This is a genomic window from Cupriavidus sp. F041 (assembly GCF_057814235.1).
Genome location: NZ_JBVASY010000002.1, coordinates 1009838 through 1023764, shown reverse-complemented (window position 1 = coordinate 1023764; position 13927 = coordinate 1009838). Strand labels below are relative to the sequence as shown.

At 65.1% G+C, this 13927-nt stretch carries 15 protein-coding genes; 4 read left to right on the top strand and 11 right to left on the bottom strand.

Going from position 1 to position 13927, the window contains the following annotated elements; genetic code table 11:
- Window positions 1-3: 3 nt before the first annotated feature.
- A complete protein-coding gene (locus ACZY0R_RS21830; RefSeq protein ID WP_488861145.1) occupies window positions 4-738 on the bottom strand; it encodes a peptidoglycan DD-metalloendopeptidase family protein in 735 nt (244 codons plus the stop codon).
- A 208-nt stretch (window positions 739-946) separates the two neighbouring features.
- Between ACZY0R_RS21830 and prfB the strand changes: the two genes are divergently transcribed.
- From prfB to ACZY0R_RS21810, 4 genes are all read left to right on the top strand, one after another.
- Window positions 947-2051 (top strand): peptide chain release factor 2 gene (prfB, locus tag ACZY0R_RS21825; RefSeq protein ID WP_276285680.1). Its coding sequence is split into 2 segments (ribosomal slippage): window positions 947-1027 and window positions 1029-2051, totalling 1104 coding nucleotides; the frame shifts between segments, so codons are not numbered across the junction.
- Window positions 2052-2135: 84 nt separating this feature from the next.
- The gene (locus tag ACZY0R_RS21820) at window positions 2136-2894 is read left to right on the top strand and encodes an SDR family oxidoreductase (protein ID WP_488861143.1); all 759 of its coding nucleotides are present in this window, start codon (window positions 2136-2138) and stop codon (window positions 2892-2894) included.
- A gap of 39 nt (window positions 2895-2933) precedes the next feature.
- Window positions 2934-4472: a lysine--tRNA ligase gene (lysS, locus tag ACZY0R_RS21815; RefSeq protein WP_488861141.1), complete on the top strand. Its 1539-nt coding sequence runs from the start codon at window positions 2934-2936 to the stop codon at window positions 4470-4472.
- 266 nt (window positions 4473-4738) lie between these two features.
- Entirely contained in the window at window positions 4739-5497 is a 759-nt protein-coding gene (locus ACZY0R_RS21810) for a glycine zipper 2TM domain-containing protein (RefSeq protein WP_488861139.1), read from the top strand.
- A 70-nt stretch (window positions 5498-5567) separates the two neighbouring features.
- Here ACZY0R_RS21810 and iscX read toward each other — a convergent pair whose 3' ends face one another.
- The 10 genes from iscX to ACZY0R_RS21760 all read right to left on the bottom strand — a co-directional run bounded on the left by iscX (window position 5568) and on the right by ACZY0R_RS21760 (window position 13885).
- On the bottom strand, window positions 5568-5762 hold the full coding sequence (gene iscX / locus ACZY0R_RS21805) for a Fe-S cluster assembly protein IscX (protein WP_428177879.1): 195 nt from the start codon (window positions 5760-5762) through the stop codon (window positions 5568-5570).
- 50 nt (window positions 5763-5812) lie between these two features.
- Complete coding sequence (gene fdx / locus ACZY0R_RS21800) at window positions 5813-6151, bottom strand: ISC system 2Fe-2S type ferredoxin (RefSeq protein ID WP_045238069.1); 339 nt, start codon at window positions 6149-6151, stop codon at window positions 5813-5815.
- A gap of 42 nt (window positions 6152-6193) precedes the next feature.
- A complete protein-coding gene (gene hscA / locus ACZY0R_RS21795; protein WP_045238070.1) occupies window positions 6194-8059 on the bottom strand; it encodes a Fe-S protein assembly chaperone HscA in 1866 nt (621 codons plus the stop codon).
- Between the two features lie 113 nt (window positions 8060-8172).
- Window positions 8173-8691, bottom strand: a complete 519-nt coding sequence (gene hscB, locus ACZY0R_RS21790) for a Fe-S protein assembly co-chaperone HscB (protein WP_488861136.1) — start codon at window positions 8689-8691, stop codon at window positions 8173-8175.
- A gap of 121 nt (window positions 8692-8812) precedes the next feature.
- The gene (locus tag ACZY0R_RS21785) at window positions 8813-9034 is read right to left on the bottom strand and encodes a DUF3565 domain-containing protein (protein ID WP_488861134.1); all 222 of its coding nucleotides are present in this window, start codon (window positions 9032-9034) and stop codon (window positions 8813-8815) included.
- Window positions 9035-9068: 34 nt separating this feature from the next.
- A complete protein-coding gene (gene iscA, locus ACZY0R_RS21780; RefSeq protein ID WP_017229301.1) occupies window positions 9069-9389 on the bottom strand; it encodes an iron-sulfur cluster assembly protein IscA in 321 nt (106 codons plus the stop codon).
- A gap of 31 nt (window positions 9390-9420) precedes the next feature.
- Complete coding sequence (gene iscU / locus ACZY0R_RS21775; protein ID WP_045238072.1) at window positions 9421-9825, bottom strand: Fe-S cluster assembly scaffold IscU; 405 nt, start codon at window positions 9823-9825, stop codon at window positions 9421-9423.
- A 48-nt stretch (window positions 9826-9873) separates the two neighbouring features.
- Window positions 9874-11097: an IscS subfamily cysteine desulfurase gene (locus ACZY0R_RS21770; protein WP_276288603.1), complete on the bottom strand. Its 1224-nt coding sequence runs from the start codon at window positions 11095-11097 to the stop codon at window positions 9874-9876.
- A gap of 62 nt (window positions 11098-11159) precedes the next feature.
- Window positions 11160-11714: a Fe-S cluster assembly transcriptional regulator IscR gene (gene iscR / locus ACZY0R_RS21765; protein WP_488861131.1), complete on the bottom strand. Its 555-nt coding sequence runs from the start codon at window positions 11712-11714 to the stop codon at window positions 11160-11162.
- 80 nt (window positions 11715-11794) lie between these two features.
- On the bottom strand, window positions 11795-13885 hold the full coding sequence (locus ACZY0R_RS21760; protein ID WP_488861129.1) for a site-specific recombinase: 2091 nt from the start codon (window positions 13883-13885) through the stop codon (window positions 11795-11797).
- Window positions 13886-13927: the final 42 nt, after the last annotated feature.

Here is a 13927-nt window from a genome sequence, read left to right as displayed (position 1 = left end):
ACGTCAGCCGCGTGCGGGCAGCAGTCCTGCCGGATCGACCGGCTTGCCGTTGCTGCGCACCTCGAAGTGCAGCTCGCTGTCGGCCGTGCCCATGCGGCCCACCTCCTGCCCGCCGGACACCTGCGCGCCCTCGCTGACCGAGGGCTTGTCCAGGTTGCCGTAGACCGTCAGCCAGTTGTCGTCGTGCTTGATGATGACCAGCATGCCGTAGCCGCGCAGGTTGCCGACGTGGATCGCCTTGCCCCCCGCCGCGGCGCGCACCGCGCTGCCAGGCGCCGTGTTGATGCGCAGGCCCTTGCTTGCGGGCGGCCCGTAGCCCGCGGTGACGCGGCCGTCAGCCGGCCATTGCAGGCGGATGCTGGTGGCCGGCGCCCGCGACGGCGCGCTGTTGTCCACGCGCGGGGTATCCCCCACCGCCACCGGGCCGCCGCTGGCCCCGCCACCCGTGCTGGCGCTGGTGCCGGCGCCGGCCGGTGGGCGAATCCGCAGCAACTGCCCTACCTCGATGCGATCGGCGCTGGGCAACTGGTTCCAGCGCGTCAGCTCGCGCACCGAGCGCTTGTGTCGCCGGGCGACGGTATACAAGGTGTCGCCGCTCTGCACCCGGTAGTAGCCGTCGGGCGCGGGTTCGCTGGCCAGGGTGCCACAGCCGGCCGCGAGGCAAGCCGCGGCCGCGGCGGCCAGCAGGCCAAGCGCGCGGCGGCGCGCGGTCGTCTTGTCGTGGTTGCTTTGCTTCATCACGTACTTATCGTTCCTCCCTGTCCATACTGTCCATATCTTGAAGCCGGTTGCGCCCGCCAGCACCCTCACGTCTGCCATGAGGCACCCGCAACTGTAGACCGTTCGCGAGGCGAACCGTTCGAAATCATGCAACAGACTGCATCCGGGCGGGGGAAGACAGGCCCCGATCCGCTATAATTCGAGGTTTTGAAAGCGCAGGAACATCATGGAAGCAGAACGCCTCAACGCCATCTCCGGTGCCATCTCCGATCTCCGTTCGCGAACGGAAGATCTACGGGGGTATCTTTGACTACGATGTCAAAGTAGGAAGACTCGACGAAGTCAACGGCGAACTCGAGGATCCCGAGGTCTGGAACAACCCCAAGCGGGCCCAGGATCTCGGCAAGGAAAAGAAAATGCTGGAGGGCGTGGTCGGCGTGCTCGGCAAGCTCACCGATGATCTCAGCGGCGCCGAGGAGCTGTTCGAGCTCGCGCGCGAGGAAGGCGACGACGACACGATGGAAGCCATCGAGACCGACGTCGCGGGCTTCGAAGCCATCGTCGCGGACATGGAATTCCGCCGCATGTTTGCCGGCGAGATGGACCAGGCCAACGCCTTTATCGACATCCAGGCCGGCGCCGGCGGCACCGAAGCCTGCGACTGGGCCTCGATGCTGCTGCGCCAGTACCTGAAGTACTGCGAGCGCAAGGGTTTCAAGGCCGAGGTGCTGGAAGAATCCGAAGGCGACGTGGCGGGCATCAAGAGCGCCACGATCAAGGTCGAGGGCGAGTACGCGTTCGGCTACCTGCGCACGGAAACCGGCGTGCACCGCCTGGTGCGCAAGTCGCCGTTCGACTCGTCGGGCGGCCGCCACACGTCGTTCTCGTCAGTGTTCGTCTACCCCGAGGTGGACGACTCCTTCGAGGTCGAGGTCAATCCGGCGGACCTGCGGGTCGACACCTACCGTGCCTCCGGCGCGGGCGGCCAGCACATCAACAAGACCGATTCGGCAGTGCGGATCACGCACATCCCGACCGGCATCGTGGTGCAGTGCCAGAACGACCGCTCGCAGCACCGGAACCGCGCCGAAGCCATGTCGATGCTGAAATCGCGCCTGTACGAGCACGAAATGCGCAAGCGCCAGGCCGAGGCCGACAAGCTGGAGTCGTCCAAGACCGACGTGGGCTGGGGCCACCAGATCCGCTCCTACGTGCTGGACCAGAGCCGCATCAAGGACCTGCGCACCAACGTGGAAATGTCCAACACGCAGAAGGTGCTGGACGGCGACCTGGACCCGTTCATCGAAGCCAGCCTGAAGCAAGGGCTGTAATACGCAGCAGCGGCGCCACGCCGCCGCGCCGGGGCATGGCGCGGCGGCCGGTGCGGCCACACACCCGCCGGGACAAACTCGACCATGACCGCAGCATCGCATCTGATCATCATCACGGGCACCTCGCGCGGGCTTGGCGCCGCTCTGGCACAGGTACTGCTCAAACCGGGCAACCGCCTGCTGTGCGTGGCGCGCGGCCGAAATCCCGAACTGGAACGCATCGCAACCGCCAGCGGCGTCAAGGTGGCCTGGCACCTGCAGGACCTGTCGCAGCCCGGCCCGGCCGCGACCTGGCTCGGCAGCGTGCTCGACGCGGTCGAGGAAACGCCGGCCAGCGTCACGCTGATCCTGAACGCTGGCATGATCGAGCCGATCGGCCCGATCACCAGACTGCGTGAACCGACGCTGGTGCCGCACCTGCTGACCAATCTTGCCGCGCCGATGACCATGACCGCGGCCTTCCTGGCGCACACCGAGCGCTTCGGCTGCCCGCGCAAGATCCTGGCGATCTCGTCCGGCGCGGCGCGCCGGCCGGTTGAAGGCTGGAGCGCCTATTGCGCCGGCAAGGCGGGTCTGGACATGTTCGTGCGCTCGATCAACGCGGAGTACGCGCAGGCCCCGGCCGAACGCGCCGTGCGTGCCGTGGCGCTGGCGCCGGGCGTGGTCGACACCAACATGCAGGCCACCATCCGCGATGCCGATTTCGCGCAGGTACAGCGCTTCCGCGACCTCAAGGAAAATGACCAGCTGGCCTCGGCCGACGACACCGCGCAGCGCATCGCCGCGTACCTGGAGCGGCCGGACTTCGGCAGCACCGAGCTCGACGACATCCGCAATACCTGAACCTCGCGCGGCCTGGGCCGCGCGACTCACCAAGACATCATGACCGAATCCAACCGCGCTCCCGCCGAGGCCAACGCCCCGGCCGCAGCCGACGAAAACAAGATCATCGCGGAACGGCGCGAGAAGCTGCAGGCCCTGCGTCAGCAAGGCGTGGCCTTCCCCAACGATTTCCGCCCGACCCACCAGGCCGCCGCGCTGCACCAGCAGCACGGGGAGACCGACCAGCCCACGCTGGAAGCCACCCCGGTGGAAGTCGCCATCGCCGGCCGCATGATGCTCAAGCGGGTGATGGGCAAGGCCAGCTTCGCCACCGTGCAGGACGGCAGCGGCCAGATCCAGTTCTACATCACGCGCGACAAGGTCGGTGAAGACGTCTACGCGGCCTTCAAGCACTGGGACCTGGGCGACATCATCAGCGCGCGCGGCGTGCTGTTCCGCACCAACAAGGGCGAGTTGTCGGTACAGGTGCAGGAACTGCGCCTGCTGTCCAAGGCCCTGCGCCCGCTGCCGGACAAGTTCCACGGCCTGGCCGACCAGGAAACCAGGTACCGCCAGCGCTATGTCGACCTGATCGTGTCGCCGGAAACGCGCGCCACCTTCCGCGCCCGCACCAACGCGATCAGCTCGTTGCGCCGTCACATGGCCGACGCCGGCTTCATGGAAGTGGAAACGCCCATGCTGCACCCGATCCCGGGCGGCGCCACGGCCAAGCCGTTCATCACCCACCACAATGCGCTGGACATGCAGATGTTCATGCGCATCGCGCCCGAGCTGTACCTGAAGCGCCTGGTGGTCGGCGGCTTCGAACGCGTGTTCGAGATCAACCGCAACTTCCGCAACGAAGGGGTGAGCCCGCGCCACAACCCCGAGTTCACGATGATGGAGTTCTACGCGGCCTACACGGATTACCGCTGGCTGATGGACTTCACCGAGAACCTGATCCGCCAGGCCGCCATCGACGCGCGCGGTAGCGCCGTGCTGAACTACCAGGGCCGCGAGCTGGATCTGTCCAAGCCCTTCCATCGCCTCACCATCACCCAGGCGATCCAGAAATTCGCGCCGCAGTACACCGACGCGCAACTGGCCGATACCGAATTCCTGCGCGCGGAGCTGAAGAAGTTCGGCATCAACACCAGCGCGCCGCAATTCCTCAACGCCGGCCTGGGCACGCTGCAACTGGTGCTGTTCGAGGAAACCGCCGAGAGCCAGCTGTGGGAGCCGACCTTCATCGTCGACTACCCGGTGGAAGTCTCGCCGCTGGCGCGCGCCTCGGACACCCAGCCGGGCATCACCGAGCGCTTCGAGCTGTTCATCACCGGCCGCGAAATCGCCAATGGTTTCTCCGAGCTGAACGATGCCGAGGACCAGGCCGAGCGTTTCCGCAAGCAAGTGGACCAGAAGGATGCGGGCGACGAGGAAGCGATGTACTTCGACGCCGACTACATCCGCGCGCTCGAATATGGCATGCCCCCGACGGGCGGCTGCGGTATCGGCATCGACCGCCTGGTGATGCTGCTGACGGATAGCCCGAATATCCGCGACGTGATCCTGTTCCCGCATCTGCGCCGCGAGGACTAAAGCACGGTGGCAGCCAAGGCTGCCCGCCAGCAACGAAAAAGCCCCATCCAAGCGATGGGGTTTTTCATTTGCGCGCCGGCTTGTTACAAACAGCCAACGCCGAGGCCAACGGAATCACGCAGCAAGTTACTGATTTAAAACGGTTTTCCTGTCTACATAAACTTACAAAATCAAACGGAAAACGGCGCCCCGTTCGGCCACACTGGTCTCATCGAGACGTTGGCCGGCAGCACCCCTGACTGGCGGCGCTTCGCGAGGAAAACAATATGCCGAACCCGACCTTGCAGCCATCGAACGAACCCGCCCTGCCTTCTTCGCCGCCGGCGCAGCGCCGCCTGCATCCGCTGGTGGGCGCCACCGCGGTGGCAATCGTGATCGCCAGCCTGACCGCCGTCGCCGCGATGACCGGCGTGCTGCCCGTTAGCAAGGCGACGCAGGATGCGCCGCAATCGCTGACCGCGCCGATCGCCGCCAACAATGCGCAAGCCGTCCAGCAAATGGCGCCAGGCAGTACCACGCGTCCGCCCGAAGCAGCAGGCCCCGCGTTAGCGCAGGCGCCAGCCGCCCCGCCCACCCAGGCGCCCACGGCAGGGAGGGCCACCCAGCGCAACGGCAACCCGGAAGCAGGATATGGCCCCGAGCCGAGCCGCGCTGACAACGGCGCCCCCGCCCAACGCCAGCCAGCGCAAGGCAGCGCGTACACCGGCCATATCGTGGCCATCACGCCGATCGAGACCGCCAAGCCGGCCAGTGGCCTGGGCGCCGTCGGTGGCGCGGTGGTCGGCGGGCTGCTGGGCAACCAGATTGGCAAGGGCAACGGCCGCATCCTGGGTACGGTGGCCGGCGCGGTAGGCGGCGGCTTTGCCGGCAACCAGATCGAGAAGACCGTGCGCAAGGACACTTCCTACCAGGTGCGCGTGCAGATGGACAATGGCAGCTACCGCACCTTCACCTATCATGCCGATCCTGGCGTGCAGGTAGGCCAGCGCGTGCGCTTGCAGGATGGTGTCCTGGTGACGGCCTGACCGGCCGGACTCCCGGAACAAAAGTCAAAAAAAAGGGCCGGATCACCGGCCCTTTTACTTTGACGTTCCCTTACTCCGCCTCTTCGATCCAGGCAGCCTGGATCGCTTCAAGGATCTTTTCACCCGAACGCTCGGGCACGTCGGCGAAGCCGTCAAGCTCAAGGACCCAGCGGTGCAGGTCGGTGAATCGAATCGTGGCAGGGTCCACGTCCGGGTACTTGTCGTACAGGGCGGCGGCGATGTCGTAGGTATCGGTCCACTTCATGGAGATTCTCTCTGTCAGGTCGGCAACGGGACGAGCAGGCGCACAGGCGCTCAGTGTCCTTCCTTGGCGTAATTGATGGTGTACTTGGGAATCTGCACGGTAAGGTCCTCGTCGGCAACGATAGCCTGGCACGAGAGCCGCGAATTCGGCTCAAGCCCCCAAGCCTTGTCCAGCAGGTCCTCTTCCTTCTCTTCCGGCTCGTTGAGAGAATTGAAGCCCTCGCGCACCACCACGTGGCAGGTGGTGCAGGCGCACGACTTCTCGCAGGCATGCTCGATCTCGATGCCATTGCTGAGCAAGGCATCGCAGACGCTGGTTCCGGTCTTGGCTTCAAACACGGCGCCCTCGGGACAGAGTTCGACGTGGGGCAATACGATGATCTGTGGCATGAAATGTCCTGGATTTAGATACGGTGCGAGAGTCCTCGGGGATCAGCCCAGGTCCTCCACCTTGCGGCCAGCCAGCGCGCTCTTGATCGAGCGGTCCATCCGGCGGGCGGCGAATTCGTCGGTGCCGTGGGACAGCGCTTCCACCGCCGCCTTGATGGCATGGTGATCCTCGCCCTTGGCAATGTCGCTCGCTGCCGCGATCAGCCGCTCCACGCCAGCGCGCTCCTCGTCCGAGAGCAGGTCGCCATCGAGCTCCAGCGCGCGGTGCGTGGCTTCGATCAGGCGCGCGGCGTCCACGCGCTCTTCAGCCAGCGCGCGGCTCTTCATATCGTGCTCGGCTTCGCGGAAACTGTCCTGCAGCATGCGGGCGATCTCGTCGTCGGCGAGCCCGTAGGACGGCTTGACGGCAATGGTCGCTTCCACGCCCGACTGCGTCTCGCGCGCGAACACCGACAACAGCCCGTCGGCGTCGACCTGGTAAGTCACGCGGATACGTGCCGCGCCGGCCACCATCGGCGGAATGCCGCGCAACTCGAAGCGCGCCAGCGAGCGGCAGTCGCTTGCCAGTTCGCGCTCGCCCTGCAGCACATGGATGGCGATCGCCGTCTGGCCATCCTTGAACGTGGTGAACTCCTGCGCGCGCGCCACCGGGATGGTGCTGTTGCGCGGAATGATCTTCTCGACCAGTCCGCCCATGGTTTCCACGCCCAGCGACAGCGGGATCACGTCGAGCAGCAGCCAGTCTTCGCCCGGCGCACCGTTGCCGGCCAGCAGGTTGGCCTGCATCGCCGCGCCCAGCGCCACGACCCGGTCGGGATCGAGGTTCGTCAGCGGCCGCTGGCCGAAGAAATCGCCCACTGCCTTGCGCACCGAGGGCATGCGGGTCGCACCGCCGACCAGCACCACGCCCTTGACTTCGTCGGCCGCCACGCCCGCATCGCGCAAGGCCTTGCGCACCGGCGCCAGGGTCTTCTGCACCAGCGGCGCGGTCATCTCTACGAAGGCCGTTGCCGACAGCGTCAGGTGCACGATCTCGCCGCTGTCCAGCACTGCGTCGATCACCGTGGAATCGGCCTCCGACAGCGCTTCCTTGGCGGCACGCGCGCGCACCATCAACAAGCGCATATCCTCGGCCGAGAGCGGTTGCAGCGCAGCTTGCTCGACAATCCAGCACATCAGGCGCTGATCGAAATCGTCCCCGCCAAGGGCGGAGTCGCCGCCGGTGGCCAGCACCTCGAACACGCCCTTGCTGAGCTTGAGAATGGAGATATCGAAGGTGCCGCCACCGAGGTCGTACACCGCGTAGATGCCTTCGGACGCGTTGTCCAGCCCGTAGGCGATCGCCGCCGCCGTCGGCTCGTTCAGCAGGCGCAGCACTTCCAGCCCCGCGAGCTGGGCGGCATCCTTGGTGGCCTGGCGCTGCGCATCGTCGAAATAAGCGGGCACGGTAATCACCGCGCCGACCAGTTCGTCGCCCAGCGAGTCTTCGGCACGCTGGCGCAGCGTGGCCAGGATCTCCGCCGAAATCTCAACCGGGCTCTTCACGCCGGACACGGTCTTGATCTGTACCATGCCAGGCGCGTCAACGAAATCGTAGGGGCTATGTTCGATATGCGCGACGTCGCGCAGGCCGCGCCCCATGAAGCGCTTGACCGAGACGATGGTGTTCTTGGGGTCGTGCACTGCCTCTTCCTGCGCGCGGTAGCCGATCTGCGTGCCCTTGTTGGGCAGGTAGCGCACCACCGAAGGCAGCAGAGCGCGGCCGCTTTCATCGGTCAGGACTTCGGGAATGCTGTTGCGAACCGCCGCCACCAGCGAATTGGTCGTGCCGAGGTCGATGCCGACCGCTAGCCGCTTCTGGTGGGGTGCCGGCGACATGCCGGGTTCTGAGATCTGGAGCAGTGCCATGATGAATCGTCTTTATTCGTGCGGTGGCAAGGCAGCCTGTCACACAGGCCGGTCTTGCGCCGGGGCGCCATTGTGGCATGGCGGCGGCGAACGTGCCCGGAGGCGCTGAATCCCTAGCCTTCCAGGCGGTCAATCGCCTCGCTGGTGTCGTGTTCGATTTTCTCGATGAACATCAATTGCCTGGCCGCGCCGCCGGCTGCCGCGTCATCACCGGCATCCAGCAGTGCGCCCAGCGCCGCGTGGCGCTCGCGCTTCTCGCTGCGCAACTCGCGCAGCAGCGCGTCGAGCCGGGCGATGTCTTTTTCCTCGACCGCTCCCTGCAGCGCCTCGCGCCATTCCATTTGCTGCATCAGGAAAGCCGGCGCCATGGCCGTATTGTTCTCGGCCTGGATATCCACGCCGCGCAGCGTCAGCAGGTAGATCGCGCGCTTGAGCGGCTGGCGCAGCGTGCGGTACGCCTCGTTGGCATGCGCGGCCCACTGCATGGCCACGCGGCGCTCGGCGTCGCCGGCATTGGCGAAGCGGTCCGGGTGCGCCTGCGACTGCACGGTCAGGTAGGCGGCATCCAGCGCCGCCTCGTCGACTGCGTACCCCACCGGCAAGCCAAACAGGGCGAAATAATCGTCTTTCAACACCTTCCCCAACAAAAAGAGCGGCTGCGCCGCCCCTTTGAACTTCCTTCAGCGTAAAAGCGGCACGCCGGCCGCGCCGGCGATGCCGCAATAAGTTGCGCAGGCACCGGTCGGCAACGCGCTACGCGCTTCGCGCCGCCCAATCTGCCGGCGGCTCCGCCCGATCGCACTTCAGGCAGTTCACCACCTCGCCGATCCGTGCCGTCCGGCCCTGCGCCGTCAACGTCCACGGACGCATCTGCCAGGGCGGGTCATGGCGCATATGCTGGCCATGGCCGCAATCCAGCTCTGCCACCCAATGGCTTTCGTCATCCTGGTGGAAGCCGACTATGCCGCGTTTCATCGCATTCTGCGCAAAGACGTCAGCCGTCGCGCGCTCAGACCCGGAACGACTCTCCGCAACCGCATTCGTCCTTGACGTTGGGGTTGTTGAAACGGAACCCCTCGTTCAGGCCTTCGCGCGCGAAGTCCAGCTCCGTGCCATCGATATACGGCAGGCTCTTCGGATCGACGATCACCTTGATGCCGTGCGACTCGAATACGCTGTCTTCCGGCAACAGGTCATCGACGTATTCCAGCTTGTAGGCAAGGCCCGAGCAGCCGGTCGTCTTGACGCCGAGACGCAGGCCAACGCCCTTGCCCCGGCGGTCCAGGTAGCGCGCCACATGCTTGGCGGCTTTCTCGGTAAGCGTGATCATCGGTGCTTTATCCCTTGATGGATCGCGGAACTCAGGCGGCCTTCTGTTCGGTGGCGCCGTCGTGCTTCTTCTTGTAATCCTCGACCGCCGCCTTGATGGCGTCTTCGGCCAGGATCGAGCAGTGGATCTTCACCGGCGGCAGCGCCAGTTCTTCGGCGATGTGCGTATTCTTGATTTCCAGTGCCTGATCCACGGTCTTGCCCTTGACCCACTCGGTCACGAGCGACGACGATGCGATGGCCGAACCGCAGCCATAGGTCTTGAACTTGGCGTCTTCGATCACGCCAGCTTCATTGACCTTGATCTGCAGCTTCATGACGTCGCCGCAAGCCGGCGCGCCGACCATGCCGGTTCCCACGGCGTCGTCGTTCTTGTCGAACGAGCCCACGTTGCGGGGGTTTTCATAGTGGTCGAGAACCTTCGTGCTGTATGACATTTGGCTACCTCTTGGCGTAATTATGGGGTCTTGCGGGGGTCTTGGCGCTTAGTGCGCGGCCCACTGGATGGAATTCAGGTCCACACCGTCCTTGAACATTTCCCACAGCGGCGACAGGTCGCGCAGCTTGGCGATCTTGCTCTTGAGCAGTTCGACGGTGTAATCGACTTCTTCTTCGGTGGTGAAACGGCCTACCGTAAAGCGAATCGAGCTGTGTGCCAGTTCGTCGTTGCGGCCAAGGGCGCGCAGCACGTACGAAGGCTCCAGCGACGCCGAGGTGCAGGCCGAGCCCGACGACACCGCCACGTCCTTGATCGCCATGATCAGCGATTCGCCTTCGACGAAGTTGAAGCTGACATTCAGGTTGTGCGGCACGCGCTGTTCCAGGTCGCCATTCAGGTAGACCTCTTCCATGCCCGACAGGCCGCGCCACAGGCGGTCGCGCAGCATGCGAATACGCTCGTTTTCCGTGGCCATTTCCTCGCGGGCAATACGGAAGGCTTCGCCCATGCCGACGATCTGGTGCGTGGCCAGCGTGCCCGAGCGCATACCGCGCTCGTGGCCGCCGCCGTGCATCTGCGCTTCCAGGCGCACGCGCGGCTTGCGGCGTACGTACAGCGCGCCAACGCCCTTGGGACCATAAGTCTTGTGCGCCGAGAACGACATCAGGTCGCACTTCAGCGTGTTCAGGTCAATCGCCACCTTGCCGGTAGCCTGGGCCGCGTCGCAATGGAAAATAATGCCCTTGGCGCGGCAGATCTCGCCGATCTGCGCCACATCCTGGATCACGCCGATCTCGTTGTTCACCAGCATCACCGACACCAGGATCGTGTCAGGGCGGATCGCCGCCTTGAGCACTTCGATGTCGACCAGGCCGTTTTCCTGCACGTCGAGATACGTCACCTCAAAGCCCTGGCGCTCCAGCTCGCGCGTGGTATCCAGCACGGCCTTGTGCTCGGTCTTCACCGTGATGAGGTGCTTGCCCTTGCCAGAGTAGAAATTGGCCGCGCCCTTGATGGCGAGGTTATTGGACTCGGTTGCGCCCGACGTCCAGACGATCTCGCGCGGATCGGCGCCAACCAGTGCGGCCACCTGCTCACGTGCCTCTTCCACCGCGCGTTCGGCATCCCAGCCGTAGGCGTGGCTGCGCGAAGCCGGATTGCCGAACTGTTCGCGCAGGTACGGAATCATCTTGTCCGCCACGCGCGGGTCTACCGGCGTGGTGGCCGAGTAATCCATGTAGATGGGGAAATGTGGGGTGCTCATCGTTATGACTGCCTTTTAGGGACCGCTATGCTTGATGTTTCTCTGTGCTCTCTGGCCGGCTGCCCGTCTTACGACTGAGCCAGGCTGAAAACCGAATTCACCACCCGCGGACGCGCGGGCTTTTCCTGTTTGTCCGCCTTGCCCAGCGGCACGGCCACGGCTTGCGCCACCGACTCTTCGCGCATGTCGTGCAACAACGCGGGGGATTTGGCGCGCTGCTGGTCGACCAGGTTCTTCAGGGAGACCGAATCGAGATACTCGACCATTTTCTGGTTCAGCGTGGCCCACAGCTCGTGAGTCATGCAGCGACCGGTTCCATCATCTCCGTTACAATTACCTTTTCCGCCGCACTGGGTCGCGTCGAGCGGCTCGTCGACAGCGATGATGATGTCGGCCACCGTGACGTCCTCCGCCTTGCGGGCAAGGCTGTAGCCGCCGCCCGGGCCGCGCACGCTCTCCACGATCTCGTGGCGACGCAGCTTACCGAACAGCTGCTCGAGGTAAGAGAGGGAAATTTTCTGGCGCTGGCTGATGCCCGCTAGCGTAACGGGGCCCTGATCCTGGCGCATGGCCAGGTCGATCATGGCGGTTACCGCGAAGCGGCCTTTGGTCGTCAGTCTCATGATGCTGGGGAGTACTTGATCAATTTGGTCAAGTATAAAAGAAGTCGACTAATTCAGTCAAGTACCCCTGCCGCATTGCATCAAACCCGCCCCTCCCCTACCGGCGCCGCCGTCTCTGGCGCGCGCGGAGGCACGATCAGGGACCAGGGGTTTTTCAGGATGCGCTGCCGCACGGCCGCGCTTAGCGCCCGGCGGTCTACCCGACGCAGGCTGCGTGAGCGCAACGCCATATTGAAGGCCAGGGCGAAACTCACTGCCACATTGAGCAAGCCCATCAGCGCAATGCCCGCCACCGCCAGCCAGAACGAAGGCATTTTCAGCACGCCGAGACCCAGCACGCCAATCGAGGTGCCCACCGCCCCGGTCGACAACGTGACGTGGCGCACCTCCATATGCGGACCGAAGAAGCTGAGGATCTCCGGCCCCAGACCGAGCAGCAGGCCAAGCGAGACATTGGCCGCGACCCCCGACATATTGCGCTTCCAGAAATCCGCCATGCGCGCCGCACCCTGCACGCCCAGCACATAGCGCAGGCGGCGGTTGTACGCCATCACGTCGTGCACCTTGTGCAGCGCGAACCAGTTGTCGGCCCAGCCTGCCACCAGACTGGACAGCCACAGCAGCACGCCGGTGAAGATGGCATAGACAGGCGTGGGACCGAGAATGGAGAAGGACTCAATGGTGGCGATCGCCTTCGCCGGTGTGATCAGGTTGGCACCCAGGAAGCGATTGGCCAGCCACTGGATAGCCAGCGCGACCGGAAACACTGCCGCGAGGTTGCCGAAAATCGCCGCGGCGTTCGAGCGAATCATTGCGATGGTGTCATCGACAAAGATCTCCCGGCCCTCTGGCCTGCCGACCGCGTCGAGCCGGTGCGCCAGCGCCGGGCCGGTCATCGCCGGCTGCTTGGTGGCCAGTGTGAAATGCGCGAAGTGAATCACCAGGAAGCTGCCCGCATAGTTGAGCGAGGCAAGCAGGCCCTCGATGAACTTGTCCAGGTGCAGCCCGTAGATCAGGAACTTGAGATAGACCGTGCCCACGGTGATCAGGCCGCCGCCAGCCGCGGCCCGCATCAGATCGCGGTACTCGCGGCGGTCGCGCGTGATGTAGTGCTCGCCGGTTTCGGCAGAGCGCTCCACCACCTTGCGCGCCAGTTGCGAGAACGAAGTGCCGGCCAGATGGACGATGCTGCGGCGCGCCTGGGTGGAACGAATCAACGCCGCGATCAGATGGGCATGCCGGTCGCGCCGCTGCGGCTCGACCCAGGTTGCCAGCAACAGCTCGATGCGCGCGAGCCGCACTTTCATGCGCTCGATCTGGAACACGACCTCCACAGAAACGCCATTCTCTTCGAGATCGTCGTACACACGCTGGGCCGCCTGGTGGCAGCCGTCGAGCAGTGCACGGAAATAGTTGAGGCGGTGCGCGAACGCCTCGCCACCGTGCTGCGCGGCCCCTTCCTCGCACAAGGCCTCGGCGGCGCTGCCCAGGCGGAAGAACGGCGTGTCCTGCACCTTGCCATTGAGGCGCGAGCGGATCGCCTGGCTCAGCCCCGTGGCACGAACCTGACTCACCAGTACCTGGATGCTGGTGGCCAGCGTGCGATCAAAACGATCCCATTCCGGCACCGCGACGGCATCGCCCGCTGCCTCCGGGTCGTCCGCGCGCAACACGGCAGTCAGCCGCTCGAGCAACTCGCCGTCCAGCGCCTCGACCCAGTCGGCATCGTTGCCGTCGATAAACAGCAGCGCAAACAGGCCCGCCAGATCGCCGCGATTGGGCGGCGGCGGCAGGACGCGCGCCTGTAGCCGATCAAGCACCTCGCTCCAGAAGCCCGGGTGAGACGCCACGCCGGTATCGCAAAGCAAGGTAGTGGGATCGTTGTCGCGCACCAGCGAGCGCACCATGCTGGCAAAGCGCCCCGCCACTTTCGGGTTGCGGCCAAGCACCTGCAGCAGGTAGCGCAGCCGAACGTGCTCGCGGCGGCTCTTGTCGGCCGCCATGCCTTCGGCGCCAGGCAGCCCGTCGCGCCGGATCCAGTAGCCCAGTTCGATCAGCCAGCTGTTACGGTCCGCCAGCGGTGCCTCCGGGTCCGCGGCCGCCAGGATTGCGTCGAGTTGCAGGCTGGCATTGCGCGATTCGCGCCATTTGCGGAACAGGGAACGAAACATGAAACCTCATGAAAATTAAACAACGGCCGGAAGGTTCGCGCC

Excerpts from the sequence above, each read along its gene's own strand:
- ACZY0R_RS21820 (WP_488861143.1), top strand. The coding sequence starts at position 2,136 with ATGACCGCAGCATCGCATCTGATCATCATCACGGGCACCTCGCGCGGG.
- ACZY0R_RS21760 (WP_488861129.1), bottom strand. The coding sequence starts at position 13,885 with ATGTTTCGTTCCCTGTTCCGCAAATGGCGCGAATCGCGCAATGCCAGC.
- iscX (WP_428177879.1), bottom strand. The coding sequence starts at position 5,762 with ATGAAGTGGACCGATACCTACGACATCGCCGCCGCCCTGTACGACAAG.
- lysS (WP_488861141.1), top strand. The coding sequence starts at position 2,934 with ATGACCGAATCCAACCGCGCTCCCGCCGAGGCCAACGCCCCGGCCGCA.
- hscA (WP_045238070.1), bottom strand. The coding sequence starts at position 8,059 with ATGGCACTGCTCCAGATCTCAGAACCCGGCATGTCGCCGGCACCCCAC.
- iscA (WP_017229301.1), bottom strand. The coding sequence starts at position 9,389 with ATGATCACGCTTACCGAGAAAGCCGCCAAGCATGTGGCGCGCTACCTG.
- iscR (WP_488861131.1), bottom strand. The coding sequence starts at position 11,714 with ATGAGACTGACGACCAAAGGCCGCTTCGCGGTAACCGCCATGATCGAC.
- iscU (WP_045238072.1), bottom strand. The coding sequence starts at position 9,825 with ATGTCATACAGCACGAAGGTTCTCGACCACTATGAAAACCCCCGCAAC.
- ACZY0R_RS21785 (WP_488861134.1), bottom strand. The coding sequence starts at position 9,034 with ATGAAACGCGGCATAGTCGGCTTCCACCAGGATGACGAAAGCCATTGG.
- fdx (WP_045238069.1), bottom strand. The coding sequence starts at position 6,151 with ATGCCACAGATCATCGTATTGCCCCACGTCGAACTCTGTCCCGAGGGC.
- ACZY0R_RS21810 (WP_488861139.1), top strand. The coding sequence starts at position 4,739 with ATGCCGAACCCGACCTTGCAGCCATCGAACGAACCCGCCCTGCCTTCT.
- ACZY0R_RS21830 (WP_488861145.1), bottom strand. The coding sequence starts at position 738 with ATGAAGCAAAGCAACCACGACAAGACGACCGCGCGCCGCCGCGCGCTT.